We start from the raw sequence: 25,482 nt of genomic DNA, 5'->3' as shown, positions 1-25,482 counted from the left end.
TTAGAAATGCGTTTTACGATATCGATAATTTATATTCGTTTTAATTTATTATTTCTGACTATGCCACGGACTATTTTCTGTAAATAAAGTCCGTTCCCGGACGCGGGCCCCGAAAGCGGCTGTCAACAGCCGGTCGAGAAGCCTGTCAGAGCGTAGCGGCATGCGTTTAGTTCGCGTCGAAAAAGGGCAATACGTGTCCGGTGAGCTGGACACGGAATTATGGGAGATCACGCGTGAGGAGTGGCAGCGATTGGATCCGTAACCCCGCTTGCCACATACCCAATACGGTAATTCTCCATCCCCGCCTGGGGCGCGTCGCCGAATTCCACCTGCAACAGCTGCCAGCGGCTGACATCCCAGGCACAGAGCGGCGCGTGCATCGCCAACGCCGACAGGTCGCCGTGAGCGGCTATTGGCTGACGATCGATAGACAGCCAGGCGGCATCTTTGACCTCATCAACTGCAGGCAGGCGCAGCGCCAGCCAGGTATCAATCTGTGGCCAGCCAAAATCCTGCGTCAGCTTGCGAAAGCCTGGGCTCTGTAAAAACCGCGCCATCGCCCCGGCATCTTCCCAGACGTAGAGAGGCGCATAGCGGTTCTCTTCGGTATATTCGTCTTCACGTCGGGAAACGAGGTACGCCTTAAACAGCAGCCCGGCGAAACCATCCAGCTTCGCGCCATTCTCCGCAATGCGGTTCTCAACGATCGCCATATCGTAATCGGCTGGCAGGGTGAAGCGGTATTGCATTACGATCATAACCCCTCCTCCGACAGCATCCGCCCCTGGCTGAAGCTCCAGTCATCGGCGGTGTTGAAGTGAATCATCACCATCACGTCATCCGGGTGAATATCCAGCGCCGTATGCAACCGTTCGCACAGCAGGCGACAGAGGTTGTGCTTCTGCTCGCGCGTGCGGGGCTTGCCCGCAAGAATGTGGAACTGGATAAAGTTGTCGCTGCGCCCATTGCTTTTGTAATGGCGGTCAAACACGCGCAGCCTGGCCGGAAGCAGCTCGAAAATCTGAAAGCAATCCCCCGGCGGGACGGCAAACTCGGCCTCAAGGCTCTGCCGCAGAATGTCGGAGATCTGCGTTATCTGTGCGTCGCTGTACCCCGGACGCAGGGAGATGCGGGTGAAAGGCATCGGCGCTACTCCTCGTCCAGGCAGCCAAGAGCCGACACCGCCGCCGGCCAGCCGGCGTAAAACGCCAGATGGGTGAAGGCTTCGGTGATTTCCTCTCTGCTCAGGCCGTTTTGCTGCGCGAAATCGATATGCCAGGGCAGCTGCTGCACGCGCCCCAGCGCCGTCAGGGCGGCCAGGGTGATCAGGCTGCGGTCGCGCGGGGAGAGCGCGTCACCTTTCCAGATATCATTGAACAGGATCTCCCTGCTCAGCTCGGCCAGCTTAGGCGCGATGCGGGACAAAGTTTCAGCAGTTAGTGATTTCGCCATGGTGTTCTCTCCGTATTGACAGTAAGGCGATTCTGGCGCCATATTTTCATCCTGAAAATCAAATAATCTGCGGCCTACCATCCCGCTTTTCAGGACGATTATGAACAAGCTTCCCCCAACGATCGACCTCGACGCTCTGCGCACTTTTGTTACCGGTATGGAGTGCGGCAGCTTCGCTCAGGCCGCCATCCGCCTTTGCCGCTCCACCTCGGCGGTGAGCGCCCAGCTGAAAAAGCTGGAACAGCAGTGCGGGGCTGAACTGGTAATGAAAAAGGGCCGCGGCCTGGCGCTGACCCGCGACGGCGAGATTGTCATGGGCTATGCCCGCCGGATGCTGGCGCTGAATGATGAGATGCAGAGCGCTCTGAAGGGCGAACAGCTGCAGGAGGAGATCCGCATCGGCATGCAGGAAGATTTTGGCGAGTCGCTGATGCCGGGCATCCTGGGCCAATTCAGGCGCCACCATCCCGGCGTGCGGATTATTGCCCGGGTGGATCGCAACCGGGCCCTGCTCAACGCCTTTGACGCTAACGACCTCGATATGGTGCTGCTGTGGCAGAACGAGCGCGAACCGCGTCAGGGCCGGACAATCGGCCAGAGCCAGATGGTGTGGATCCAACACCCGGATCTGGACATCAGCGCCCTGCTGGCCAAGGGCGAACCCCTGCCGCTGGTGATGTTTGAACACCCCTGCCTGATGCGATCCCGCGCCATCGACTGCCTGAACCGGGCGGGCATCCCCTGGCGGGTGGTATTTGTCAGCCATAGCCTGAGCGGGATCTGGGCGGCAGTGCAGGCGGGGCTTGGCATCACGCTGCGCACGCGTATCGGGATGCCGGGCAACCTGCGGGTGGTGAGAAACGTTCTGCCCGCGCCGGGCAGCCTGGGGATCACCCTGGAACAAAAGGACGGAACCAACGCCCGGACGATGCTGGCGCAGCTGATGGAAGCGGCGCTGCCTGAAGCGATGTGATATGGCGGATCCTCACCACAGGTTGTCAGTTTTGCGCCAGTACCCTCCCCCGTTATTCGCCAGGATAAAAACACAACATCACCTGGAGAAACGCTATGCTGACCAACCCCTCGCAAAAGTACGCTGCCTTTGCCCCGATTGCCTTACCCGATCGCCAGTGGCCGGACAAGACCCTGACCCACGCCCCGCGCTGGCTCTCTACCGACCTGCGCGATGGCAACCAGGCCCTGGCGGAGCCGATGGATATCCCGCGCAAGCTGCGCTTTTGGGAACAGCTGCTGAAGTGCGGATTTAAGGAGATCGAGGTCGCGTTTCCCTCCGCCTCAGAGACGGACTTTCAGTTTGTCCGTCAGCTGATTGAGGAGCAGCGCATCCCGGAAGACGTCACCATTCAGGTGCTCACCCAGGCCCGCAGCGATCTGATTGAGCGCACCTTTGCCTCGCTCGACGGGGCAAAACGGGCCACGGTGCATCTCTATAACGCCACCGCGCCGCTGTTCCGCCAGCTGGTGTTCCGCCAGAGTAAAGAGGAAATTATCCAGCTTGCCGTCAGCGCCACGCGCCAGATCCGCACCCTGTGCGAGGCCAACCCGCAGACGCGCTGGAGCTACGAATACTCACCGGAAACCTTCTGCTTTACCGAGCCGGAGTTTGCCCTGCAAATCTGTGAGGCGGTGGCGGATGTCTGGGAGCCCTCTTCCGCACGGCCGATGATCGTCAACCTCCCCGCCACGGTCGAGGTCAATACGCCCAACGTTTATGCCGATCAGATCGAGTACTTCTGCCGTCACTTTTCCCGCCGGAGCGAGGTCTGTATCAGCGTGCATCCCCATAACGATCGCGGCAGCGGCGTCGCCAGCGCCGAGCTGGCCCTGCTTGCCGGGGCCGACCGGGTGGAAGGCTGCCTGTTTGGCAACGGAGAGCGTACCGGGAACGTCTGCCTGGTGACGCTGGCGATGAATCTCTACAGCCAGGGGGTCTCACCCCGCCTCGATTTCAGTGATATGAAGCAGGTCGTGGAGCTGGTAGAGCAGTGCAACCAGCTGCCGGTACATCCACGCCAGCCTTACGCCGGCAAACTGGCGTTTACCGCCTTCTCTGGCTCACACCAAGACGCGATCAAAAAAGGCTTTCACGCCCGGGAACAGTCGGCCTCACCGCAGTGGGAGATGCCCTATCTTCCGGTCGATCCGAACGATATCGGCTGTAGCTATGAGGCGGTGATCCGCGTCAACAGCCAGTCCGGCAAAAGCGGCGCGGCCTGGATGCTGGAGCAGAATCATGGCCTGGTGCTGCCCCGGGCGCTGCAGCAGGATTTCAGCCGCTACGTCCAGACCCACACCGACCGGGAAGGCAACGAGATGACGCTGAGTGCGCTCTGGCAACTGTACCGTGAGCTGTACGGACCGCATCAGCACGCCCCCCGGCAGCTGCTGGATTACCGGACTGAAAGCCAGGCCGACGGCGGGCTGGCGCTGTGGGCCCGCGTACAGACCGCGGACGGTATTGTGACCTTAGAGGGGAAAGGTAACGGCCTGCTCTCGGCCGCCGCCGGGGCGATAAAGGCCAGCTTTAATCTGACGTTCGCCATCGAGGATTATCACGAGCACACGCTCGGCAGATGCAGCGAAAGCCGGTCGGCGGCCTATATTCGCTGCAGTTCTAAGCAAGGAGCGAGCCGCTGGGGAACCGGCATCGACAACGATGTTTCCCGGGCGTCGCTTCAGGCCTTGCTGAACGCGCTGCCGGAGAGCGACTCCGGCTGGAAGTAGTCGCTCGGGGCCACGCCGAGGGTGCGGCGGAACATGGCGCTGAAGGCGCTGTGGCTCTCATAGCCGAGATCCAGCGCCACCCGGAGCACGGACTGCCCCTGCGCCAGGCGGTTCAGCGCCTCCATCAGCCGCGCCCGGCGCAGCCATTCGCTGAACGCCAGCCCGGTCTGCTGGCGAAAGTGCCGCAGCAGGGTGCGCTCGCTGATATTTAACTGACTGGCAACCCGCGCCGTGGTCCAGCGGATGCCTGGGTCGGCCTGGATCTGGCGGCACAGCGCCAGCAGCGCGGGTGACTGAGGCTCAGGAAGATTGAACGGCAGCACGCTTATCCCGCGGATTTCATCGAGGATCAGCTCATAAATGCGCTCCGCCCGGCTACCCGCCGCATAGCTCTCCGGCAATTGCAGCGAGGCGATGATCAGCTCGCGCAGCAGGGTCGAAATCTGCACCACCTGGCAAACCGACGGCAAATCCGCCCGGGCAAAAGGATCGATAAACAGCGTCCGGGCCGCCACGTTGCCGGTGATCAGCAGGCGATGCTGCGTCCCGGCAGGCAGCCAGACGCCGCGCCCCGGCGGCACAATCCAGAAGCCCTGCGCGGTCTCCACGCGCACCACTCCACTCAGGGTATGCAGGAGCTGAGCGCAGGTATGGCTGTGCCAGGGCTCCGTTTCGCCGTGGGTGTAATCATGGGCAAAGGGCACCAGCGGGCGTGTGGTAAAGCTGAACTGCTGTTGGGTTGTCATGGTTTATTTATTTTGCGCTATCTGCACGTTGATAAAGTCAAACACTTCCGCTGCTTCACCGGCAGAAGCAAAAACCCGTTCCGGAATAACCACACAATTATCATTCTTCATATGGATAAAAATAAACCCATTTTTCCTGTAGCAGTCCTTAACGTTTTTCCAGTAGATCTTACCGCTGGCGTTAGGAGTAATAGTTTCGACAAAAAATCGGTTTAATTTAACTTTTTGTAAGATCCCGGCGTCCTCCTGCTCAACCGGTTGCTGCTTCTGCATGGCGTTATTCATCAGCACGTCATAGAGTTTAAACAGGGCCAACGCGACGCCAAACAGCACCAGCAGAGCAATACTGAACATTTTTGTTCTTGCCAGAAAATCACTGTCCAGCGTGGTTCTCAGGCTAAACTGCAGCAAAGTAATCACATTAAATAAAACCGCTACCGCTAAAATAGCGACCGCAGCCTTTTGAATGAGAGAAATATAACCGTAGGGTTTGAGATATTCTTTTTTATGATCGTGGATGAGCTTGCTGGCCTGAGTTCGCTCTAAAACGGATAACGAGTAACCCACAACGATCCTGTTTTTTCTTATCATGCAACCCTCTTGCTAATCTATTCAAGTCCCGTTTAATTGTACCGGGTTAATACCACTCGGAGAAGCCTTAATCGCCCCGGTATCAGCGACAGGCTTTACACGCGGTTTTACCGCCTGATGACGTCGCTTATTTTTGGGTATGTCATAAAGAGAGAAAAAGCAAAAATATATCCAAAAGAAGAATAGTCCGAATTATGCCGTCCGGAAATGTGTCTCTTGTCACAATGGCTATTATTTATATTCAATAACTAAGGAGGCCGGGATGACATCAGGAAACACCACTTCAAAACACTACCCACGTCCACCCTTTGTGGAGCAGCCACAACAAATGCCCGGACTGGCATCAGAAATGAAGCCAATTCCCGATCACGGCGAGACAAGTTATATCGGATCCGGGAAACTTGCAGGTAAAAAAGCACTTATTACCGGTGGTGACTCCGGTATTGGACGCGCCGTCGCAATCGCTTATGCCCGCGAAGGTGCCGATGTGGCCATTGGTTATTTACCGGAAGAAGAAACTGATGCTGCGGCCGTTATCGCGCTTATTCAGGCTGAAGGGCGTAAAGCCGTCGCTATCCCCGGTGATATTCGGGTAGAGTCGTTTTGCGATACCCTGGTTGAACGGGCAGTGAGTGAACTGGGCGGTCTCGATATTTTGGTTAACAATGCCGGCCGACAGCAGTATTGCGAGTCCATTGAAGAGCTGACGACAGCCGCGTTCGACGCCACCTTCAAAACCAACGTGTATGCCCCCTTCTGGATCACGCGCGCCGCGCTGCGTCACCTCACGGAAGGCGCGGCGATCATTAACACCTCCTCGGTTCAGGCCTTCAAGCCCAGCGAAATTCTGCTGGATTATGCCCAGACCAAAGCCTGCAACGTGGCGTTCACGAAATCCCTGGCAAAACAGCTGGGTCCGAAAGGCATTCGGGTGAATGCCGTGGCCCCGGGCCCATACTGGACGCCACTGCAATCCAGCGGCGGACAGCCTCAGGAGAAGGTGCAGCAGTTTGGTGCTGATACCCCGCTGGGAAGACCAGGCCAGCCGGTTGAAATTGCCCCTCTGTATGTTCTGCTGGCGTCCGAAAGTTGCTCTTATGCCTCAGGTCAGGTCTGGTGCTCCGACGGTGGTACCGGCGTCGCGTAGCGGTTTATTAAATCCGGCGCGCCTGATGAACAGTAAGGAATATTATAAAATCCGTTACCTTAAGCGGTAACGGATTTTTAATGAGTACGGCACCCCGTCCTGAATATTATTGCAGGCGCGTAGATTGTGCGGGAAATTCTTTACTCAAGCATCACCGCTGCCGGTACGCTTATTTCTTTGGATCAAAACGTGCCCGGTGCAAAATTATCAACTATCATAAGATCATTGATTAGATTTCTATATTCAATTTTCAGCTGTTTTATTTTCTTAAACTTTTAGCGATGATCTCGTTATAAGTTGTATCGATCGGTCCTGAAAGCGTTTCAATGTTGAAGTTGATAATGATTCCTGTTTTTTCAATCAGTTCCTGGTACTGAACGCATAACAGACCTGCGTTCCGGCATAAGATTATTTAAAGGACAACAGCTATGACTCACATTCACGATCATTCCACTGCTAACACTCAGTATGTTGATCCGCGTCTGCCCCTGCCCGACGCGAGCAGCAGTAGTGCCGTATCATGGGGCGCCATCTTTGCTGGCGCGGCGGCGGCGGCTTCCTTGTCGTTGATCCTGCTGATGCTGGGCGCCGGGCTAGGCCTGACTTCCGTCTCGCCATGGGAAAACGAGGGGCTCGAAGCCGGTACGGTTGGTATTGCGGCAATAGGTTGGCTGACGTTCACGCAGATCGTGGCGTCCGGTATGGGAGGCTATTTAGCCGGGCGACTGCGCACCAAATGGGTTTCTACCCATACCAATGAAATTTACTTCCGCGATACTGCGCATGGATTTTTGGCCTGGGCGGTGGCTGCGCTGGTCTCGGCAATGCTGTTAACCTCCACCGTGAGCTCCATTGTGGGAGGAAGCGCGAAGGTCGTGGGTTCCGTAGCAGGCGGGGCTGCCGCAGCCACGGTAGGCGGCGCGGCGGGTATGGCGAACGCATCATCTGAAGGTTCCGGTTCCCCAATGGCGTATTTCGTTAATTCGATGTTCCGTCCGGGTGCCCCGGCTGCGACACCTGATACGTCAGTATCCCCGGATGCGCCAGCAGCGGCTCCCGCTACGCCGGCACCCTCCGCGCCTCAGCAGGAGCTCACCCCTGCTCAGCTGAATGAAGTGACCGGTATTTTCACCAACAGTATCACCACCGGCCAGTTACCTCAGGAAGATCGTCAGTATGTCGCGCAGCTGATTGCTCAACGTACCGGTATCAGTCAGCAAGAGGCTGAACAGCGGGTACAAACCACGTACGACAAAGCCCAGGCGAAATTAAAAGAGACGAAAGAGAAAGCTCAACAGGCGGCTGATACCGCACGTAAAACGACAAGCTATCTCATGCTCTGGACATTTATTTCTCTGTTGGCGGGTGCTTTCGTCGCCAGCCTGTGTGCGACCTTCGGTGGCCGTCAACGCGATCTTTAATACTTAATTAAGCAGGAGGTTTACATGCGCTCATTACTACTGTTCTTTTTAGGCGTCCCGATCCCAATCATTATTCTGATTGCGCTGTTCTGGCACTAATCGGTATCTGACAGGATACATCCAGTTAAAACATAAATGCCCGGAAGGGCATTTATGTTTTCTGCGTGGGTTGCTCCCCCTCCCTCAGGAGGGGGCGTTGCGCAGATCCCGCCGCAGTTGTCCTGGCTTTCAGGTTATTCGCGGACGATAGCGCCCGCATCCTGGCGGATCGTCGGCCCCTCTTTCACCTTCAGGCTGAGTCCTTTAGTCTCCAGTTCGGCATTGCGAATGCGCAGCCCCTGAGCGGCTTCAATATTGACGTTGGTGAAATGGAAACCGCTGAGTGGGGCTTCCGGGGTGCCAATAATATAGGCTGCCGCCTTGCTGTCACCGGTAGACGTTAAGTTCTCCACAGTGATGTTACTGAAGTGCGGGGTGGTGTGTTTGTCGAAGGGCTGTTTCGGATCGCTGTCCGGCGGATAGATCTGCTCCCCGAGGGTAAAACCGCCCGCCTGCAGCAGCTTGTCAACCTCTGCCTCAACAATAGGCGCGGCTTTATAGTAGGCGGAGAAGACCAGGGGCACTTCGACGTTGTGCATTTTGGTATTGCGGTAAACGATGTTTTTCACCTCGCCCCCCTTACCGCGCGGGCTTTTGATGCGGATGCCGTACATCGACCCCTCGAAGGTGTTGTTTTCCACCAGCACGTTATTCACCCCGCCCGCACTCTCGCTGCCGATGGAGATCCCGCGTCCCTGCTTCAGGGTGTTATTGGCAATATAGATATTATCCACCACGCCATCCGGGAAGCGTGGGTCCGCTTTTTCCGCTTTGATGGCGATGTGATCGTCGTTGCAGTCAATATAGTTATTGGTGATACGAATGTTCTGGCTGTCGATAGGATCGATGGCGTCGGTATTTGGTGCATGCCAGGGGGAGAGAATGCGCGTCCCGTTAATATCGACATCGTGCGCATAGCGCGTCACCACGTGGAAGCTCGGCGAATGGGTCAGTGTGACCCCATCGATAAGCACGTTGTTCGAGCGCGTAATATAAATCAGCCGTGGCCGATCGGTCCCGCCCTTCTTACCTGTCGCGCGGATGTTTTCCCGCCAGCGCTCCCACCACACGGCGCCCTGACCGTCGATAGTGCCTTCGCCGACGATAGCGACATTTTGCGCATCCGCGATGCTGATAAACGGCAGCCAGCCGTTTTCCGCTTCGGCATATTTTGATTTTTCATCGGCACGATAAGCCGCAACTTCGGTTGACGCCACCAGGGTGGCATCTTTCTCCAGCTTCAGCTGGATGTTATTGCGCAGAAAGAGCGGGTTGGTCAAAAAATTGCCTTTGGGTACCAGCACGGTTCCGCCGCCTGCGGCAGCGCAGTCGTCAATTGCTTTTTGAATAGCCCCGGTGTTGAGAGCAATCTGTAATCGATGGCCCTCCGCGCCGTAGTCGGTGACCTTACAGACTTTATCGGGAAATTTAACGGAACTCGCGGCCTGGACGGCGTGAAGCGGTATCAGGCTCGCCACAGCGGCGGCAGCCCACAGAGGTAAAGTGCGGGAGATCATAACGTCATCCTTTTATGGTTTGTTGTTTTGCAAAATTAGCACCGCTGTTTCTTTTCTGTGAGTGTAACGATCACGCTTTGCTGCATGTCGTTATTTTGCCTGAAAATAACGCTGATTTTTTGGGCAAATGACACAACTTTCCCGCCCTTTCCCCTTCGCAAAGATAAAAAAACCTTCCACAATTGGTTGCATTATAAAACCATATAGCGCAGGCTTTATTTAGTTTTATGTTGAAACCAATTAACGCATTCCGAGGTATCACAATGAGTACGCAACGTTCTACGGCTTTGATTACAGGTGCATCTTCCGGGATTGGCGCGGTCTACGCCGACCGTCTCGCCGCCCGCGGTTACGATCTGGTACTGGTGGCCCGCCGGGAAGCGCGCCTGCTGGCGCTGGCGGAACAGCTGGAGCAGCGCTACGGGGTGAAGGTTACCACCCTGACGGCGGATCTTACCGATGAAACCGGGATCCGTGCCGTGGAGGAGATCCTGCGCAGCAATACCGCTATCGATACCCTGATCAACAATGCCGGCACCGCGCAGATGGCCCCCTTCCTCGCGGGAGATGTGGTGCAACATCAGGCAATCAACATGCTCAACACTACTGCCCTGATGCGCCTCACCTATGCCCTGCTGCCGCGGCTGGCGCAGAACAACCGCGGCACCCTGATTAACATCGCCTCGGTGCTGTCGATTCATGCCCGGGCGGGCAGCGCGCTCTACAGCGCCACCAAAGCCTGGGTGCTGAATTTTACGCGCGGGTTGCAGGAGGAGTTTGCCGACAGCCAGGTGCGGATCCAGGCGGTATTACCGGCAGCCACCGCCACCGAAATCTGGGGGCTGTCCGGCATCACTGCTGACGATCTGCCCGCCGGATCGGTGATGACTACCGACAATATGGTGGACGCAGCGCTGGCGGGGCTGGATCAGGGGGAGTTGATCACCATTCCGCCGATGCACGACGAAACCCTGTGGGCGCGCTACGAAGAGGCGCGGCTGGCGCTGTTTGCCAGCGCCCGCACCGGAGAACCGGCGCCGCGCTATCTGCCCCGCTGAGGGTTAACGCTTAAGCGGGTCGCCGTACTCGTACATCCAGGCGGCCAGCGTGGACGCTGATCTCAACCCTGCGACACAGCTGTCGCGGGGTTAGGGTCTCTCTGGCATAGTGAAGCAGACGCAGCCTGCTGAAAGGAAAGAAACTATGCTTGAACTTCGCCCGAACTGTGAATGGTGTGACTGTGACCTGCCCCCTGACGCCCTGGACGCCAGAATCTGCTCCTTCGAATGCACCTTCTGCGCCGCCTGCGCCGAAACCCATCTTAACCATCGCTGTCCCAACTGCCAGGGGGAACTGGTGCGCCGCCCGGTGCGGCCGGCAAATAAGCTGGTGAATTCGCCAGCTTCCACCCTGCGGGTCCACGCGCAAAAAAGGGCCTGACTTCCCCGCTTTCTGACGATGAGGTAAATGATGATCCAGTTGCAGACCATCCCGGCACCGCGCCAGTTCACCGGGGTGGCCCCGGTATTGCTCACCGATGCCACCCTGCTTGAGCGTAAAAATAAGGTGCTGACCCGCATGAACGAGGCAGGCTATGACGCCCTCGTGATTTATGCCGACAAGGAGCACGGGGGTAACTTCGAGTACCTGACCGGGTTTGTACCCCGCTTCGAGGAGGGGCTGCTGATCCTTGATAAGTCGGGCGCTGCTACGGCAATTCTGGGCAATGAAAACCTGAAGATGGCGCAGCATTCGCGGCTCCCGGTCACCCTGAAGCACTGTCCGTATTTCTCGCTGCCCAATCAGCCGATGGACAATGAGACCTCGCTGGAGACGCTGTTCAGGGACATCGGCCTTCACCGGCTCGGCAAAATGGGTCTTGTGGGCTGGAAAATGTTTACCGCTACAGGGGCCGATAATAAACACCTCTTCGATCTGCCGTACTTTATTGTCGAGGCGCTCAAAAACAGCACCGACGCGCAGCTGGAGAATGCCGCGCACCTGTTTATCGGCGGCGATAACGGTGCCCGAGTGACCAACAACGAGAACGAAATCGCCCATTACGAATATGGCGCTAATCTGGCCTCAGGCTGCATGCTGAATGCCATGAACGCGGTGGAGCCGGGGATCCGCGAAACCGAGCTGGGGGCGTTGCTCGCGGCGGAAGGCCAGTATCAGACGGTGGTGACCATTGCCGCCGCCGGGCAGCGTTTTGAGAAAGCGAATTTTTACCCCACGTATAAAAAGCTGGAGCGCGGCCAGCCGCTGTCGATGACCACCGGATTTAAAGGCGGGCTATCGAGCCGGACCGGGTTTGTGATTGCCGACGAGAGCGAGCTGCCTGAAGCGCAGAAAGATTATCTCGATCGGGTGGCGAAGCCCTATTTTGCGGCGGTCGTCAGCTGGCTTGAGACTATCCGCATCGGGATGCCGGGCGGCGAGATGTACGCCCATATCGAAAAGGTGCTCAACAAAACGCAGTATGGCTGGCACCTCAATCCCGGGCATCTCAGCGCCGATGAAGAGTGGATGTCCTCCCCCATTTATCCTCACTCCACCGAGACGCTGAAAAGCGGGATGATCCTGCAGATCGACATTATCCCCTCCGTACCGGGCTACACCGGGGTGAGCGCCGAGGAGAGCATCGCGCTGGCTGACCCGGCGCTGCAACGCAAAATCCAGACGCTCTATCCGGATGTATGGGCGCGGATTGTGACCCGCCGGACCTATATTCGCGACGTGCTGAAGATCAATCTCGCGGATGAGGCGATCCCGCTGTCGAATACCGTGGCCTATTTGCGCCCGTTCCTGCTGGCGAAGGAGAAGGCGTTTACCTGCTGAGGCGAAGGCTGGTACTGCCGTTTGCAATGACCAGATAAAGTATCAATAAATAACCTGCCTCTCCCCCTCTCCTTTAAGGATGAGGGGGAAAAGACCGCCCCTGTAGTCGGCCCTTCACTTACCGTACCGGATCACACTTTCTCTATCCTGGCCGGTAACCCCTGGCGCACCGAGGAGCCCGTCACCCACTCCAGCCACGGACCGGGCACCTTACGGGTGGGATCGGCAAAACCGAGATCGTTGAGATTCACCCCAGAAGCAATCTGGCTTCGCTGCGCCATCGGCTCACCATCCAGCCAGTGTTGCCGCGCCCCCATCTCTTTGTGCCCGTAACCATGCTCCATGGCAATCACCCCTGGCATCACCCCGGAGAGTAAACTCACCTGCGCCTCCACGCTACCGCCCGGCGTCCGTATTCGGGCGAGATCGCCGTGCTGCAGGCCAAACCGCGCGCCATCCTGCGGGTGGATCGCCACCAGCCCCGTCGGCTTCACGTGGTGCAGCCGTTCCACGACGGTGCTTGAGCTGCTCATCACATTTGATTTAAACGACATCAGCTGCATCGGCCACTCCGCTGGCGGGTAGACCGCCTCCAGAGCCCGGCCATCTGACAGGCGGGCCGGATACCAGGTCGGGCAGCCGCTGAAGCGCTCGCCGGTAATGGCGTGTTTGTATGCCGCGACCTGCGGGTTCCAGATATGCAGCGGTTTAGCCCATTCGGTTCCCACCGTCTCCCCTGAGCGGCCCGAGGCATCCGGCGCAAACCGCCCTCCCCGGCTGTAGAGAAACGCCACCGGTAGCGCCTCCCGGGCCGTTAGGGTCTGTTTGATGGCCGGGAAGATGCGATCCACCCCGGATAACAGGATGTCCTGCTCGTTGGCTCCGGGCAGCGGTTTCTGCCCGGCAAAGGCGATATTGGCGGCGGCGCGCAGGTAGTAATCCTCCGCGCGGTGTAGCGGGTGCATCTCCCCCTGCGCATCCGGGATGGCGTTATCGCCAAACCCCGGGAGCTGCATTCGTGTGGCCACCGCAATGCAGAAGGCCTCCATGGAAACCGGCTCGCCCCCGGCGGTTTTCGCCGTCGCGGCGGCCACCACCGGCCAGCGCGCGGTGGTGGTTTTACTCGCCACGCCGCCCCACGGGGCGCTGAATCCCCAGCTTTCGAAATTATGCGTATCCGGCACGATATAGTCCGCCAGGGCGGTGGTCTCATTCATGAAAGCATCGATGGCGATAAACAGCGGCAGGCGCTGCGGATCCGCCAGGCGCTCCTCAATCACCCCCCGCAGCCCCGGGACGCCGTACAGCGGGTTGGTCATGTTGGAGATCCACGCCTTCAGCGGATAGGGGTAGCCCTCCAGCGCGGAGGGCAGCAGCTCGGTCAGCTGCCCGGCGACAAAGGGATACCAGGGGGCACGGGCAGGCCACGGCGACTGGCCTGCGGCGATCTTCGCCTGATACTCCTCCGATTGGGCGTAGTCGGCTTTGCTGCGGGCGATATTGAGCCCTTTGGGCGCCACCTTGCCGGGGAACTGCTCCAGGTTGTAGCAGGGCCCGTTCACCTCGCCGTTGAATTTCCCGCCGCCGACAAACACCCCGCCGCTGAGGCTCATGTTCCCCAGCAGCACGTTGAGCATCATTACCGCCCAGGCGTTGTAGAACCCGTTCCCGGACATCATGCCGCCGTGGGTCACTACCGCCGCCTTGCGCCCGTAGCCTGTAAAGGTCGTGGCCAGGGCGACGATCTGATCCACCGCCACCCCGCACTGCTGGCTGTACTGCGCCAGGCTGAAGCGGTGGGCCGACTCTTTCAGACACTGAAAACTGCTTTTCACCGTCACCAGGGTGCTGTCGTGCAGGGTGACCTGCTGCGTCACGTAAAGCGCGCCGCGATCGCACTGGCTGACGGGCACCAGCTCGCCCGCCTCGTTCACCACCAGCGCCTCATCCCCCTGCCCGTCGCCGCCGTTCAGATGGGAAAGGTGTAAATGCTGGCCCGCCAGAGGGTGCGCTTCATCGGTAATGACCAGCCAGGTGGCGTTACTCCAGCTCTTCTCCCCGGCACGCGCCATCGCCTCGCGGCTGGTGAGCGTCAGATACTCTGCGGTATAGCGCTCGTTATCGATGATCCAGCGGATCATCGCCATCGCCAGCGCCGAGTCCGAACCGGGCTTAACCGCCAGCCAGTGGCCGCGATCGTCGGCCAGCACCGTGGTCAGCGGCAGGGCCGGCGAGACCACCACGTAATTGAATTTCCGCAGCCGGGCGCTGGCAAGCTGGCGGGCCTGACGCTTGAAGGGGTTACCCGACTGGGCCGGCGAGGTGCCCATAAACAGGGCAAACTCGACGTTTTCCCAGTCCGGTTTGGCGTGCGGGTTTTTATCCAGATCGCCCATCAGCGCCCCGGACCCGGCGCGGTAGGCCAGGCCGCAGTAGGCCCCGTGGGCACCAAAGTTCTTCGAGCCGAAGCTGTTGAGGGCAAAACGGCGCAGGAAACCGTCCCGCCCCTCATCGCTGGTGTTGGTCACCAGCAGCTGATTGGCCTTCGGCCCCCAGGCGGGATGGCGGGCATCCACCGGGGTGGTGAGATCGCGAATGGCGCGCAGCCCGTCCACGTGCCCCTCGCCGAACAGGTTACCGCCCTCCACCACCTCTTCGATCAGCTGCTCAAAACTGATGCGTTGCCATTTGCCCTCGCCGCGTTTGCCCGCGCGCTTCATCGGGGTGAGGAGCCGCAGGGGGCTGGTCAGGCTTTCCAGCAGGGTGGCACCGCGCGCGCAGGCGGTGGAGCGGGACCCGAGCCCGCTTTCTCCGGCAAGGCGGGACATCGCTCCGGCAAACGGCATGCTGCTGGGGAACGGTTTCTCATGGGAGAGCGGATGCCAGGGGTTACCGGCGATGCGCAGCACCTGGTTCGCCTGCTTGTCCACCCGCACCCGGATGCCGCACAGCGTCCAGCAGCCAAAGCACTGGGTCATGGAGACCGCCTGGCCGGGCGTGTTCTGCCAGCCGTTATGGACGCTGCCTTCCGGCGGGAGCGAGTTGCCGTGGATCCGGTCGCGGGTCACCTTGCCGGAGGTGCCGTTGACCAGCCCCTCGAGGGCCCGTTGTGCAACATCGCGATAGCTCAGACCGAACGCGGCAAAACCCCCGGCGGCCACGCCGATTTTCAGCCATTGACGGCGGGATAATTTAGGCATGCTGATATCTCCTTGAAAGCCAGGTCACGCACTCCCCGAGGATAATCATCAGGGCCAGCCACAGGCCGAAAGTGCCGATAATCGCCAGCAGGCCGTCGGTGCCCATCGGCAGGGAATAGTCATTTGTCAGGGCGTTGTATTTCGGGATAATTTGCCCCCCCATCAGCACCGCCCAGCGCAGCGTCCAGCAGAGGATCGCCACCAGCAGCGCGCTTGCGAGGGTGATAAAGAACGGGGGCTGATACCGACTGGCATACAACGAGACTGTCAGCGCCGCCGCCCACAGCAGCATCAGGGTAAGCAGGTAAAGGCGGATGTCACCGCCGAGCAGCCACTGCTGGCGCAGCGCTTCCCCCGACAGGGTATCGCCCAGAGACCACGCCAGCATCACCGCCCCGAGCAGGACGAGGGCCATAACCTGCCCCTGCGCCAGCCGCCGGGCGAGGTCGCGCATCACAAGACCGAGCAGCGCCAGCAGCGCGCTCATGGCGCTGAAGAACATCGCCACCGGGAGCCAGTAGCTGAACCACACCGGCCTGGCGCGCACCACGGAGACTTCCCGCCCGGTATAGAGCAGCAACCCGATGGCGGTCAGCGCCGCCGCCAGCGCCAGCCCGCGCAGCAGCCGGGTATTGCTTTTGCGCAGGTGAAACAGTAAGAACCACAGCCCCAGCAGCAGAGTGAACAGTGGTAAAAAGAGCGCGCCCCAGGGCATCCATGACCAGGGGGTCGGCCAGGCGTAAAAGTGCCAGAAGCGCGCGGTCTGGTGCAGGTCGGCGGTCAGCGCCAGCGGGGCGGTGATCCCGCAGGTCAGCGCGATGAACAGGCACACCCGCTCAAACCGCTCGCTGTGCCGGTGTCGCAGCCAGCGGGCCGCGCAGGCCAGCAGGACGGCGCAGGAGGCAATCCCGATAAAGAAAAAGTACTGCACGGCCCAGGGCAGCCAGGTGATGGCCTGGGGTTGAGCCAGCATCTCATCAATGATCATATTCCACCTCCTGCCAGAGTGCGGGTCGGGCGCGGCCCTGCAGCGGCGAGACAAAGGCCTCATCCAGGCCGAGATAGAAAACCTGCGGTCGGGTGTTATTTTCCGGCTTCAGCACCTTGATTTCGTCCCGGTGCGTCGCTAGCATCCGGCTCAGGGTGCTGCGGGGATCTTTCAGGTCGCCGACGATCCGGGCGCCTCCCACGCAGGATTCCACACAGGCCGGCAGCAGCCCGGCTTCGAGGCGGTGCGCGCAGAAGGTGCATTTATCCGCCGTCTGGGTGGTATGGTTGATAAAGCGGGCATCATACGGGCAGGCCTGCACGCAGTAGGCGCAGCCCACGCAGCGGGTGTTGTCGATCACCACAATGCCGTCCTTGCGCTGGAAGGTGGCCTGCACCGGGCACACCGGCACGCAGGGCGGGTTATCGCAATGGTTGCACAGCCGGGGCAGCAGCACGTTGGTCACCTCGTCGCTATCGGCAAGCCGGACCTGATACTGACTGACGGTGGTGCGGAACGCCCCTTGCGGCGTCTGGTTCTCAATGGCGCAGCTTACCGTACAGGACTGGCAGCCGATGCAGCGGCGCAGATCGATAAGCATGGCGTAGCGATGCTGGTCGGAACCGCCATGCCGCTCAGGGCCGAACGCTATCTCTGCCTCTGCCAGCGGAACCAGCGCTGCGCCGGCCGTGACAACGCCCATTTTCTGTAAAAACTGGCGCTTACTGATGTCCATGTTGCCCTCCACTCAGTGCGCATAAGAAAACGATCAGGGATGGTATTACCTGACCAAATGTGGTTATTTACAGTCTAAAAATCTGGCCGGGTCGCTCACTATTGTGGTTAACCACATAAACCCGATGGGCTTGATCTAACGCAAAAGAAAGGGGCAGGTATTGCATGGAGCGCAGCGTAAAAATCCTTTTGTTCCTGATCGTTACCGGCCTCACCTCCCCGCTGCTGGCAGCCGACTGGACCATCGGCATCCTGGCCTTACGCGGTGAAACCGCCACCCGCACCCACTGGCAGCCGCTGGTCGACTCGCTTAATCACGCCGTGCCCGATGCCCACTTCCGCCTGCTGCCGCTGGATCTCAACGGCATGCGCGAGGCGGTAAACCAGGGCACCATCCAGTTTGTGCTGACCAACCCGGGGCAGTTTGTCCAGCTCAACAGCCACTACCATCTGCGCTGGCTGTCATCGCTGCGCTCCGGGCAGGGATCCGCCGTGGAGAGCATGACCACCGGCAGCGCCATACTGGTGCGCAGCACCAGCAGCATCACCCGCCCACAGGATCTGGCCGGAAGAACGCTGGGAGCGGTGGATGCGCAGGCTTTTGGCGGCTATCTGCTGGGCTACCGGGCGCTGCGTGATGCCGGGTTACAGGTGGATGACAGCAAGGTGCGCTTTGTCGGTTTTCCGGCCGATGCCCTGCTCTATCTGCTGCGTGAAGACGCTATTCAGGCCGCCATCGTGCCGGTCTGTTTACTCGAGAGCATGGACAGCGAGGGGCTGATCGACAAAAGCCAGTTTCGCGTGCTGCTGCAAAAAAACGTCGCCTTTCACTGCCTGACCAGCACCCCGCTCTACCCTGACTGGTCGTTTGCCGCGCTGCCCGGCGTGGACGACCGGGTGGCAGACGCGGTGACCCGGGCCCTGCTGAGTTCGCCCCGCTGGGGGGCTCCGACCTCCACCAGCGATACCGAAGCCCTGCTGCGGGAACTCAACCGCCACCCGGAGCAGCAGCGGATCGGGCAGACGGTGATCGACTGGATGCGCCAGCACCGGCTGGCTATCGGGCTGTGTTTACTGCTGGTGGTGCTGTTTATCGCCAACTATGGCTGGGTGATGGTGCTGGTGAATCGCCGTGGCAGGGCGCTGGAGCAGGCAAACAGCCAGCTGCTCGCCCAGCAGCAGACCCTGGAGCAGGCCCGACAGATGAGCATTCTGGGGGAGATGGCCTCCGGTTTTGCCCACGAGCTCAACCAGCCGCTGGCGGCCATCCGCATGTATGCCCAGGGCGGGCTGAACCATCTGTCCGCGGCTGAAAACCGTGCCGCGGTCGAAAAGGCGCTGGTCAATATTGAATCGCAGGCCGAACGCTGCGGGTTGATCATCCGCCACCTGCGGGAGTGGGCTAACCCGGCGCGACAGAGTGAACAGGCGACGGAAAGTGTGACCCCCTGCGATGTTGCCGGGACCCTCAGGCAGGTACTGACCCTCCTGCAGCTGGAGAAGGCCGCGCCCGGCCTTGCCGTACATCTGACCCGCCACCAAACCGTTATGCTCTTTCTGCCGCCGGTGGTGCTGGAGCAGGTGCTGGCAAATATCATTTTGAACGCGGTGCAGGCGGGTGCCAGCAACCTGTGGATTGACCTGGATCGCGATGAGCAGCAGCACCGGATAACCCTGCAGGATGATGCCGGCGGCGTCCCTGCGGAACAGCTCGCTGAGCTGTTTCGCCCCTTCCATTCCGGTAAAAAAACGGGCATGGGCCTGGGGCTGGTTATCTGCCAGCGGCTGCTGCGTGGCGTTAATGGCGATATCAGCGTAAACAACCACCGCGCGCCGGACGGGAGCGACGGGACGCGCGTGACCCTTACCTTTGCGATCGGCGAACACAACGGAAAAGCGTAATGATTCATTTAGTTGACGACGACGAGGCGGTCACCAGCGCCTGTTGCTATTTACTGGAGAGCCTGGGCCACAGCGTCCGGTGCTGGAACCGGAGTGAGCTGTTTCTGCGCGAAGCCCCGCTCGGGACGACGGGGGTCGCGCTGCTGGATATGCGGATGCCGGAGATGGACGGGCATGCGCTTTTTCAGGCCATGCGCGAGGCCAACAGCACCCTGGCGGTGATCTTTCTCACCGGGCACGGCGACGTACCGATGGCCGTCCAAGAGATCCAGTCTGGCGCGGTCGATTTTTTACAGAAACCCGTCGCCGCCGGGGCCCTGACGGCGGCCATTGAGAAAGGTTACGCCCACTCAGCGCGCCTGACACAGACCAACGAACTCAGGCTGCGCTACGCCACGCTGACGCCAAAAGAGAAAGAGGTGGCACACTGGGTCGCCGCCGGCCTGATGAATAAAGATATTGCGCTAAAGATGCATATCGCGCTCCGCACGGTGGAGGTTCACCGGGCGCGGGTGATGGAGAAGATGGACGCGAAAAGCATGGCGGAGCTGGTGTTGCAGATTAACCGTTCAGGCGCATAAAAAAGCCTGCCGAAGCAGGCCTCCGTCATTACTGCAACGCGTCCAGAATGTGATACGCCGCCTTCACCCGCTCCGGATTGGGGTAATTTTTATTCGCCAGCATCACAATGCCGAGATCCTTCTCCGGGATAAAGGCGATGTAGCTGCCAAACCCGCCGGTCGCCCCGGTTTTATGCACCCATGAGGCCTTTACCGGCGGCTGCGCCGGGGTGATGGCCACGGCATCCCGCGCCGCCAGGGCGTACTTGTTATCCGCCCCGGCCTCCAGCGTTTGGGATGTCACCGGCCAGTTCAGCATCTCCCAGCCCAGCCCCTGATACATCTCCCCCATTTGCCAGTAGCGTGACTGGGCGATCGCCACCCCTTTTTTCAGGGACGCATTCTGAATGCCATCCGGCCGGAGGTTGGCCTGTAGCCAGCCCGCCATATCCACAATGGAGGTTTTCACCCCGTAGGCTTCTGCATCGAGCATGCCCGGTGAGACGTGCACCGCCTTGCCGTCCCGGTAGCCCCAGGCATAGTTCGCCCGCTCATTTTCCGGAACAGCGATCCACGTATGGGAGAGGTTTAGCGGTTTCAGCACCCGATGGGTGAGCGCCTGCTCAAAATTCATTTTCGAAGGTTTCACCGCCAGGGCGCCAAACAGGCCAATACTGGCATTGGCATACTGGCGCCTGGTCCCCGGAGCCCATTCTGGCTGCCAGGCCTGGTAATATTTTTCCAGCGATGCGGTATCGGTGACGCTGTCCGGTACCTGTAGCGGCAGGCCGCCTGCGGTATAGGTCGCCAGATGCAGAAGCGTGATCCCTTCCCACTGCTTGCCCGATAACGCAGACCAGTACTTGCTGGCAGGATCGCTGAGCGCAATCTCTCCGCGCGCTACCGCATCGCCGCCCAACACCCCGGTAAAGGTTTTGCTTACCGAGCCGAGTTCAAACAGCGTCTGGCGGGTGACGGGCTTGTTCCCGGCGACATCCGCCTGCCCCCAGGTGAAGAAGTAGGGTTTGCCCTGATAAATCACCGCCACCGCCATACCCGGGATCGCCTGCGCCTTCATCAACGCCGTGATGGTGGGGTTAACCACCTGCGCGACCTGCGCCGCCTCCGGCGTAGTGGCCAATGCGGAACCGGACAGGCAGAAAAGGAGCGCACAGAGCAATGATTTCTTCATCGGGATGATCTTTATCGAAAAGTGAGGGGGCTATTTTGCAGATCTGACGGAGGAATGTAAAACGGGCCAGGGAGCCTGCACGGCCCCCTGGGGTGATGCTTGATGGTTCCCGATTATGCCCGGCCGAAAAGCAGTCGATCCCCTATCTTCATCCCCATTTCGCGTAAATACTTGCCGCGAAAAATTTGTTCCCTTTCCCACTCAGCCAGGGCCTTATCCGTGTCATCCGGCCAGGCTTGCAGGGCATCGCCTAACGCCAGGGCGTTGGCGGCCGCTTTGGAGGTGCTCGCCGCGGTATGGGGCCGGGGAACAGAGGCGGCGTCACCCAGTAAAATCACCCTACCCTTCACCATCTTATCGACGGCGAGATCGCGTATCGCCTGGGCAAAGGGCTCCTTTGTCGCCTGTACAATTTCGCGGAAGCCGGGCGGGAGTAGCCGCTGTGCTTCGTCCATCAGATGCGCTTTCCAGCGTGCGGCCAGCAGCCCTTCCGGCACGGAATAGCTTCGCGCAACACCGTCTGTTCCCGTCATGATCGCTTCCCGCTGCGCATCACCGACGACCCGGTACCAGACCCAGTTGTAAAAACGGTGGCCTGGCCGTAAATCGTTATCCGCCCCCGGCACCAGATAGCCCAGAATGTGCGAGCCCGCGTTGCTGGCGAAGGCAAAATCGCCGTGAAGCTGCTGTCTGGCCAGCTCAGGCATGTCGTTTTCGGCAACCAGCCCGCGCCATGCGATATACCCTGCGTATTCGGGCGTGTCTTTCCACAGCAGATTGCGCACAAAAGAACCGTTGCCATCAGCACCGATCAGCAGATCCCCGGTCTCCTTGGCGCCGCCTTCAAAGATGGCGGTGACGTGCTGGTTGTCAGGAAACGCTACATCCGTAAGTACATGGTTTTTATGATAATGAATATCGCGGATCGTCGAGCGCATCAGCGAATAGATCAGTGACCACGAGGTTTGCACCTGGGGGGCATACTGCCGCTGCTCCACCGAGCCGTCCGGGCGATACACCACTCTCTGCGCTGAGCGCACGCCCAGAGTGTCCCAGTCGCGTTCGATACCGCTGCGGCGGATTAACGCCACCACTTCGGGCTGGAGCACAATGCCGCCGCCTCTGCTGTCGAGATCCCGGGCCGAGCGTTCGAAAATATCGACGTCCCAGCCCGCCTGCTGCAACATATTCCCTGCAAATAATCCCCCTAACGAGCCGCCGATAATCAGGGCCCGTTTTCTGGGGTGCATTTCACCGATCATATCGGGCTCCCTCTCGTTTAATCAGGTCGCGATAAGTATCCATGATGTAATAGCGGAGCTGATCCACCGGAACGGCGCCCGTCAGCCTGATACCGGCAATATCAAAGGTGGGAACGCTGCTAATATCGCCCTGCCGCGCCAGGTCTTCCAGCTGGATCACTTCCGCCTCTCCCGCGGTACTGAGCAGATAAATGCGCGCGGCCTCTTTGTCCATCCCGCATTCGCCGGCCACCTCCGCCAGGACATCAAGGTCGCCAATATCTCTTCCCTCCTCGAAGTATGCCTGAAACAGGCGCTTAACCAGCAGGGATCGGGCCTTTCCGGCAGGGGCAAAAAGCGTCAGCCGATGCGCCGCAAAGGTGTTAGGAACGCGCTGAATGGCCGGGTAGTTAAAGGCGACATCGTCCGTTTTCCCCTTCTCAACGGTGTGCTCATCCAGCTGATGCGAATATTCCCAGCTCCCGAATTTAGCGCGGCGATAGGCGACACGCTCCATGCCCTCCAGCGGCATACCGGGGTTAAGCTCAATGGGTAGCCAGTCGACCTCGACCCCGACATCTTCGGGCAACGATTGCAGTACCTTTTCCAGCCGGGCATCCGCAATCCGGCACCAGGGACAAATAAAATCCGACGTAATCTTGATAGATACTTTCATGTTTCACCTCTCACTGCGGAGAAGGCTAACACTGTTACTTAAAGGTGATAATATGGTTAAAACAGCTTACAGAGTTGCGCAAGGCGCAACGATGCGGGGAGAGAAAAATGGATATGCTGGCATCGCTTGAAGCCTTTATTACGGTGGTCGAAGAGGGTGGCTTTGCACCCGCCGGCAGAAAGTTAGCCCTGGCAACGTCCTCGGTCACCCGACAGATTGACGGTCTGGAAAAGGTGCTCGGCACCCAGCTGCTAACCCGATCGACCCGCAGCGTGGTGCTGACGGCGGCCGGGCATGTTTACTTCGAGCACGCGGTCAGGATCCTCAACGACCTGGAGTATGCCAATCAGGAGGTGCGGGACCAGACGGGGGAACCCCGGGGGGTGTTAAGGATCAGCCTGCCGGTCTCGTTTTCCAGGCTGCATATCGCCCCGCTGCTGGCCCCCTTCTCTCGCCGCTATCCGTTGATCTCACTTGATCTGACCTTTACCGATGAGGTCGTCGATTTGGTGGAAAAGCGGCTAGACTTGACTGTCCGACTGGGCAAGGTCGACTCCCCCAATCTGATCGCACGCAAGCTGCTTTCCCAGCGTCGGTGTGTCTGCGCCAGCCCGGACTATCTGCAAGCGCAGGGTTATCCTGACGTACCTGCGGATCTTAAAAACCATAACTGCCTGATCTTTTCCTATTCGTCCGGCAAAACGAAGTGGTATTTCAACGGGGAAAGCCAGGTCGCTATCGATGTGAAAGGCACGCTGAAGTGCAACAACTCAGAAATATTGCGCGAAGCGGTGTTAAGTGGCTATGGCATCGCGCTGCTGCCTGACTGGCTGATCGGCAAGGATATCCAGGAGGGGAAGCTGATCGGGTTACTGCCGCAATGGCGCGCAGAAGTGAACGACGGTGAGGATGATTCCGCGATTTATGCCATCTACCATCCCACCCGCAGGAACACCAAAAAAGTGAAGGTGTTTGTCGATTTTCTGATGGCGCATCTTTCCCCGGAGACGGAAAGTGAATAGTGCAAATTTAACAGCGTTGCGTCTGACGCAACGTACTTTTGCGTAAACGTCATGTTCTGTTATCGCTGGCTGTACGGTATGTTGATGAATATTCAAGAATAAAAATCGCTAAATTCCATTTCTAACGCTGCAATCCGGAGTGACATGTATGTCTAAACCCAAGCTGTTTACACCGTTACGTATCCGCAATCTTGAACTTGAAAACCGTATCGTGATCGCCCCCATGTGCCAGTATTCTGCCGAAGAGGGCTGTATGACTGACTGGCATACTCTCCATCTGGGGCAACTGGCCCAGTCCGGCGCGGGCCTGCTGACCATTGAGGCGGCAGCCGTCTCCCCCGAAGGGCGAATCACCTACGCTGACGTCGGGCTCTATGATGACAAAACCGAAGAAGCGATGGCCGGGGTGCTCAAGACTCTCCGTAAGTGGTCAAATATTCCTGTCGGCATCCAGCTGGCCCATGCGGGCCGCAAAGCCTCAACTTACAAGCCCTGGGATAAGCACGGGCAAATCCCACCCGATCAGCAGGGTGGCTGGCAAACCTTAGCCCCTTCCGCAGTGCCTTACAGCGAGGGCTATACCCTCCCGACCGCTCTCGACAGCAACGGGTTAGCCGAAATCCGCAGCCAGTTCGCACAGGCCGCAAAACGTGCCGCCCGACTGGGTATTGACCTGATCCAGATCCACGCCGCGCATGGCTATCTGTTACATCAATTTTTATCCCCGCTCTCTAACCAGCGCACGGATAATTACGGCGGTTCGCTGGAAAACCGGGCCCGCTTCCCGCTGGAGATCGTCGACGCGGTGCGGGAAGCCTTCCCTGCCGATAAAGCGATCAGCGTGCGTATCTCCGCGACGGACTGGGTTGAGGGCGGGTTTAACCTTGAGGAAGCCGTGGAGTTCTCGAAGATGCTGGAAGCCCGCGGAGTGGATGCGATTCACGTCTCCAGCGGCGGCCTGCACCCCGATCAGCAGATTGAGGTCTACCCAGGCTATCAGGTGCCGCTGGCAAGAGCGGTGAAAGCTGCCGTGAAGATTCCGGTGGTGGCGGTGGGGTTAATCACCGACCCGGAACATGCAGAATCCATCGTCGCCAGCGGAGATGCGGATATCATCGGGATCGCCCGTGGCGCGCTCTACAATCCGCGCTGGCCGTGGCATGCGGCGGCGGAGCTGGGTGCGCAGGTGCATGCGCCGGATCAGTATCTGCGCTGTCAGCCCCACACGCTGAAGAACCTGTTTAAGTCGTGATCCTGTCTCTGGCAAGTACCCGTGGCATCACGGGTACTCTTCAAGCGCTCAGAGATAAAAAAGCCCAAAACTCTGCGAGAACAGATTAGATAATGATGAAGTGAACCAAAGCACTCACCATTGCTAAGTTAAAAAAGAGACTAGTTCTGCTCGAA

General features: G+C 59.2%; 23 protein-coding genes and 1 pseudogene. 12 read left to right on the top strand and 12 right to left on the bottom strand.

Features of this window, described 5'->3' with window-relative positions; all coding sequences use genetic code 11:
- Positions 1 to 103 precede the first annotated feature (103 nt).
- Positions 104 to 262, top strand: a pseudogene (locus tag GNG27_RS23635) (GNAT family N-acetyltransferase); the annotation flags it as partial.
- Here GNG27_RS23635 and GNG27_RS08525 read toward each other — a convergent pair.
- From GNG27_RS08525 to GNG27_RS08515, 3 genes are read right to left on the bottom strand one after another with little or no spacing between them, the layout of a single operon-like run.
- On the bottom strand, positions 228 to 758 hold the full coding sequence (locus tag GNG27_RS08525; protein WP_156263387.1) for a DUF4865 family protein: 531 nt from the start codon (positions 756 to 758) through the stop codon (positions 228 to 230). The pseudogene GNG27_RS23635 and the gene GNG27_RS08525 sit on opposite strands and share 35 nt — an antisense overlap.
- Positions 755 to 1,144 (bottom strand): tautomerase family protein, encoded by a 390-nt coding sequence (locus GNG27_RS08520; RefSeq protein ID WP_156263386.1) that lies wholly within the window; start codon positions 1,142 to 1,144, stop codon positions 755 to 757. Before GNG27_RS08520 ends, GNG27_RS08525 begins: the two co-directional genes overlap by 4 nt.
- A 5-nt stretch (positions 1,145 to 1,149) precedes the next feature.
- On the bottom strand, positions 1,150 to 1,452 hold the full coding sequence (locus tag GNG27_RS08515) for a carboxymuconolactone decarboxylase family protein (RefSeq protein WP_156263385.1): 303 nt from the start codon (positions 1,450 to 1,452) through the stop codon (positions 1,150 to 1,152).
- Positions 1,453 to 1,552: 100 nt separating this feature from the next.
- Here GNG27_RS08515 and GNG27_RS08510 point away from each other — a divergent pair, with 100 nt between their 5' ends.
- Together GNG27_RS08510 and leuA are read left to right on the top strand one after the other, a co-directional pair.
- Positions 1,553 to 2,425, top strand: coding sequence for a LysR substrate-binding domain-containing protein (locus GNG27_RS08510; protein ID WP_156263384.1), 873 nt, complete (start codon positions 1,553 to 1,555; stop codon positions 2,423 to 2,425).
- 95 nt (positions 2,426 to 2,520) lie between these two features.
- Positions 2,521 to 4,197, top strand: coding sequence for a 2-isopropylmalate synthase (leuA, locus tag GNG27_RS08505; RefSeq protein WP_156263383.1), 1,677 nt, complete (start codon positions 2,521 to 2,523; stop codon positions 4,195 to 4,197).
- Here leuA and GNG27_RS08500 read toward each other — a convergent pair.
- Positions 4,149 to 4,943, bottom strand: coding sequence for a helix-turn-helix transcriptional regulator (locus GNG27_RS08500; RefSeq protein WP_156263382.1), 795 nt, complete (start codon positions 4,941 to 4,943; stop codon positions 4,149 to 4,151). The two genes, leuA and GNG27_RS08500, sit on opposite strands and share 49 nt — an antisense overlap.
- A gap of 3 nt (positions 4,944 to 4,946) precedes the next feature.
- A complete protein-coding gene (locus tag GNG27_RS23630) occupies positions 4,947 to 5,534 on the bottom strand; it encodes a YcxB family protein (RefSeq protein WP_231600436.1) in 588 nt (195 codons plus the stop codon).
- A gap of 262 nt (positions 5,535 to 5,796) precedes the next feature.
- Between GNG27_RS23630 and GNG27_RS08485 the strand changes: the two genes are divergently transcribed.
- Entirely contained in the window at positions 5,797 to 6,681 is an 885-nt protein-coding gene (locus GNG27_RS08485; protein ID WP_142488994.1) for an SDR family oxidoreductase, read from the top strand.
- 428 nt (positions 6,682 to 7,109) lie between these two features.
- Positions 7,110 to 8,102, top strand: a complete 993-nt coding sequence (locus GNG27_RS08480) for a hypothetical protein (RefSeq protein ID WP_156263381.1) — start codon at positions 7,110 to 7,112, stop codon at positions 8,100 to 8,102.
- A gap of 233 nt (positions 8,103 to 8,335) precedes the next feature.
- On the opposite strand, the gene GNG27_RS08475 is transcribed toward GNG27_RS08480, so the two are convergent.
- The gene (locus GNG27_RS08475) at positions 8,336 to 9,718 is read right to left on the bottom strand and encodes a glycoside hydrolase family 28 protein (protein WP_156263380.1); all 1,383 of its coding nucleotides are present in this window, start codon (positions 9,716 to 9,718) and stop codon (positions 8,336 to 8,338) included.
- Between the two features lie 263 nt (positions 9,719 to 9,981).
- Between GNG27_RS08475 and GNG27_RS08470 the strand changes: the two genes are divergently transcribed.
- The 3 genes from GNG27_RS08470 to GNG27_RS08460 all read left to right on the top strand — a co-directional run bounded on the left by GNG27_RS08470 (position 9,982) and on the right by GNG27_RS08460 (position 12,559).
- A complete protein-coding gene (locus GNG27_RS08470) occupies positions 9,982 to 10,776 on the top strand; it encodes an SDR family oxidoreductase (protein WP_156263379.1) in 795 nt (264 codons plus the stop codon).
- Positions 10,777 to 10,921: 145 nt separating this feature from the next.
- Complete coding sequence (locus GNG27_RS08465) at positions 10,922 to 11,158, top strand: DUF1272 domain-containing protein (RefSeq protein ID WP_156263378.1); 237 nt, start codon at positions 10,922 to 10,924, stop codon at positions 11,156 to 11,158.
- Positions 11,159 to 11,185: 27 nt separating this feature from the next.
- Positions 11,186 to 12,559: a Xaa-Pro peptidase family protein gene (locus tag GNG27_RS08460; protein ID WP_156263377.1), complete on the top strand. Its 1,374-nt coding sequence runs from the start codon at positions 11,186 to 11,188 to the stop codon at positions 12,557 to 12,559.
- Positions 12,560 to 12,690: 131 nt separating this feature from the next.
- Here the strand turns inward: GNG27_RS08460 and ttrA are convergent, their stop codons facing one another.
- The 3 genes from ttrA to ttrB are packed head-to-tail and all read right to left on the bottom strand — an operon-like array spanning position 12,691 to position 17,483.
- Positions 12,691 to 15,759 (bottom strand): tetrathionate reductase subunit TtrA, encoded by a 3,069-nt coding sequence (ttrA, locus tag GNG27_RS08455; RefSeq protein ID WP_156263376.1) that lies wholly within the window; start codon positions 15,757 to 15,759, stop codon positions 12,691 to 12,693.
- On the bottom strand, positions 15,752 to 16,747 hold the full coding sequence (gene ttrC / locus GNG27_RS08450) for a tetrathionate reductase subunit TtrC (RefSeq protein WP_156263375.1): 996 nt from the start codon (positions 16,745 to 16,747) through the stop codon (positions 15,752 to 15,754). Before ttrC ends, ttrA begins: the two co-directional genes overlap by 8 nt.
- Positions 16,737 to 17,483 (bottom strand): tetrathionate reductase subunit TtrB, encoded by a 747-nt coding sequence (gene ttrB / locus GNG27_RS08445; RefSeq protein WP_142488986.1) that lies wholly within the window; start codon positions 17,481 to 17,483, stop codon positions 16,737 to 16,739. The genes ttrC and ttrB overlap by 11 nt, the downstream gene beginning before the upstream one ends.
- A 164-nt stretch (positions 17,484 to 17,647) precedes the next feature.
- Between ttrB and ttrS the strand changes: the two genes are divergently transcribed.
- Together ttrS and ttrR are read left to right on the top strand one after the other, a co-directional pair.
- Positions 17,648 to 19,384, top strand: a complete 1,737-nt coding sequence (ttrS, locus tag GNG27_RS08440; RefSeq protein ID WP_156263374.1) for a tetrathionate respiration histidine kinase TtrS — start codon at positions 17,648 to 17,650, stop codon at positions 19,382 to 19,384.
- Positions 19,384 to 19,965 carry a tetrathionate respiration response regulator TtrR gene (gene ttrR / locus GNG27_RS08435; RefSeq protein ID WP_156263373.1) on the top strand — a complete coding sequence of 194 codons (582 nt, stop codon included), beginning with the start codon at positions 19,384 to 19,386 and terminating at the stop codon, positions 19,963 to 19,965. Before ttrS ends, ttrR begins: the two co-directional genes overlap by 1 nt.
- Positions 19,966 to 19,993: 28 nt before the next feature.
- Here the strand turns inward: ttrR and ampC are convergent, their stop codons facing one another.
- The 3 genes from ampC to GNG27_RS08420 form a co-directional block, all read right to left on the bottom strand.
- Complete coding sequence (gene ampC / locus GNG27_RS08430) at positions 19,994 to 21,136, bottom strand: CMY2/MIR/ACT/EC family class C beta-lactamase (protein ID WP_142488983.1); 1,143 nt, start codon at positions 21,134 to 21,136, stop codon at positions 19,994 to 19,996.
- Positions 21,137 to 21,249: 113 nt separating this feature from the next.
- Entirely contained in the window at positions 21,250 to 22,398 is a 1,149-nt protein-coding gene (locus tag GNG27_RS08425) for an FAD-dependent monooxygenase (protein ID WP_156263372.1), read from the bottom strand.
- Positions 22,388 to 23,053 carry a DsbA family oxidoreductase gene (locus tag GNG27_RS08420; protein ID WP_156263371.1) on the bottom strand — a complete coding sequence of 222 codons (666 nt, stop codon included), beginning with the start codon at positions 23,051 to 23,053 and terminating at the stop codon, positions 22,388 to 22,390. Before GNG27_RS08420 ends, GNG27_RS08425 begins: the two co-directional genes overlap by 11 nt.
- A 107-nt stretch (positions 23,054 to 23,160) precedes the next feature.
- Here GNG27_RS08420 and GNG27_RS08415 point away from each other — a divergent pair, with 107 nt between their 5' ends.
- Together GNG27_RS08415 and GNG27_RS08410 are read left to right on the top strand one after the other, a co-directional pair.
- The gene (locus GNG27_RS08415) at positions 23,161 to 24,075 is read left to right on the top strand and encodes a LysR family transcriptional regulator (protein ID WP_142488980.1); all 915 of its coding nucleotides are present in this window, start codon (positions 23,161 to 23,163) and stop codon (positions 24,073 to 24,075) included.
- Positions 24,076 to 24,223: 148 nt separating this feature from the next.
- Positions 24,224 to 25,327, top strand: coding sequence for an NADH:flavin oxidoreductase/NADH oxidase (locus GNG27_RS08410; RefSeq protein WP_142488979.1), 1,104 nt, complete (start codon positions 24,224 to 24,226; stop codon positions 25,325 to 25,327).
- The last annotated feature ends 155 nt before the right edge of the window (positions 25,328 to 25,482 follow it).

This window comes from Leclercia sp. 119287, assembly GCF_009734485.1.
In the GTDB taxonomy this organism is placed as follows: Bacteria; Pseudomonadota; Gammaproteobacteria; order Enterobacterales; family Enterobacteriaceae; genus Enterobacter; species Enterobacter adecarboxylatus_C.
This window is presented reverse-complemented; position numbering and strand designations above follow the sequence as displayed.

What these genes read in the sequence shown, in the direction of transcription:
- GNG27_RS08470 (WP_156263379.1), top strand. Translation starts at nt 9,982, where the DNA reads ATGAGTACGCAACGTTCTACGGCTTTGATTACAGGTGCATCTTCCGGG.
- GNG27_RS08420 (WP_156263371.1), bottom strand. Translation starts at nt 23,053, where the DNA reads ATGAAAGTATCTATCAAGATTACGTCGGATTTTATTTGTCCCTGGTGC.
- ttrC (WP_156263375.1), bottom strand. Translation starts at nt 16,747, where the DNA reads ATGATCATTGATGAGATGCTGGCTCAACCCCAGGCCATCACCTGGCTG.
- GNG27_RS08515 (WP_156263385.1), bottom strand. Translation starts at nt 1,452, where the DNA reads ATGGCGAAATCACTAACTGCTGAAACTTTGTCCCGCATCGCGCCTAAG.
- GNG27_RS23630 (WP_231600436.1), bottom strand. Translation starts at nt 5,534, where the DNA reads ATGATAAGAAAAAACAGGATCGTTGTGGGTTACTCGTTATCCGTTTTA.
- ttrA (WP_156263376.1), bottom strand. Translation starts at nt 15,759, where the DNA reads ATGCCTAAATTATCCCGCCGTCAATGGCTGAAAATCGGCGTGGCCGCC.
- ampC (WP_142488983.1), bottom strand. Translation starts at nt 21,136, where the DNA reads ATGAAGAAATCATTGCTCTGTGCGCTCCTTTTCTGCCTGTCCGGTTCC.
- GNG27_RS08475 (WP_156263380.1), bottom strand. Translation starts at nt 9,718, where the DNA reads ATGATCTCCCGCACTTTACCTCTGTGGGCTGCCGCCGCTGTGGCGAGC.
- GNG27_RS08480 (WP_156263381.1), top strand. Translation starts at nt 7,110, where the DNA reads ATGACTCACATTCACGATCATTCCACTGCTAACACTCAGTATGTTGAT.
- GNG27_RS08415 (WP_142488980.1), top strand. Translation starts at nt 23,161, where the DNA reads ATGGATATGCTGGCATCGCTTGAAGCCTTTATTACGGTGGTCGAAGAG.
- leuA (WP_156263383.1), top strand. Translation starts at nt 2,521, where the DNA reads ATGCTGACCAACCCCTCGCAAAAGTACGCTGCCTTTGCCCCGATTGCC.
- GNG27_RS08500 (WP_156263382.1), bottom strand. Translation starts at nt 4,943, where the DNA reads ATGACAACCCAACAGCAGTTCAGCTTTACCACACGCCCGCTGGTGCCC.
- GNG27_RS08485 (WP_142488994.1), top strand. Translation starts at nt 5,797, where the DNA reads ATGACATCAGGAAACACCACTTCAAAACACTACCCACGTCCACCCTTT.
- ttrR (WP_156263373.1), top strand. Translation starts at nt 19,384, where the DNA reads ATGATTCATTTAGTTGACGACGACGAGGCGGTCACCAGCGCCTGTTGC.
- GNG27_RS08460 (WP_156263377.1), top strand. Translation starts at nt 11,186, where the DNA reads ATGATGATCCAGTTGCAGACCATCCCGGCACCGCGCCAGTTCACCGGG.
- GNG27_RS08410 (WP_142488979.1), top strand. Translation starts at nt 24,224, where the DNA reads ATGTCTAAACCCAAGCTGTTTACACCGTTACGTATCCGCAATCTTGAA.
- GNG27_RS08510 (WP_156263384.1), top strand. Translation starts at nt 1,553, where the DNA reads ATGAACAAGCTTCCCCCAACGATCGACCTCGACGCTCTGCGCACTTTT.
- ttrS (WP_156263374.1), top strand. Translation starts at nt 17,648, where the DNA reads ATGGAGCGCAGCGTAAAAATCCTTTTGTTCCTGATCGTTACCGGCCTC.
- ttrB (WP_142488986.1), bottom strand. Translation starts at nt 17,483, where the DNA reads ATGGACATCAGTAAGCGCCAGTTTTTACAGAAAATGGGCGTTGTCACG.
- GNG27_RS08525 (WP_156263387.1), bottom strand. Translation starts at nt 758, where the DNA reads ATGATCGTAATGCAATACCGCTTCACCCTGCCAGCCGATTACGATATG.
- GNG27_RS08425 (WP_156263372.1), bottom strand. Translation starts at nt 22,398, where the DNA reads ATGATCGGTGAAATGCACCCCAGAAAACGGGCCCTGATTATCGGCGGC.
- GNG27_RS08520 (WP_156263386.1), bottom strand. Translation starts at nt 1,144, where the DNA reads ATGCCTTTCACCCGCATCTCCCTGCGTCCGGGGTACAGCGACGCACAG.
- GNG27_RS08465 (WP_156263378.1), top strand. Translation starts at nt 10,922, where the DNA reads ATGCTTGAACTTCGCCCGAACTGTGAATGGTGTGACTGTGACCTGCCC.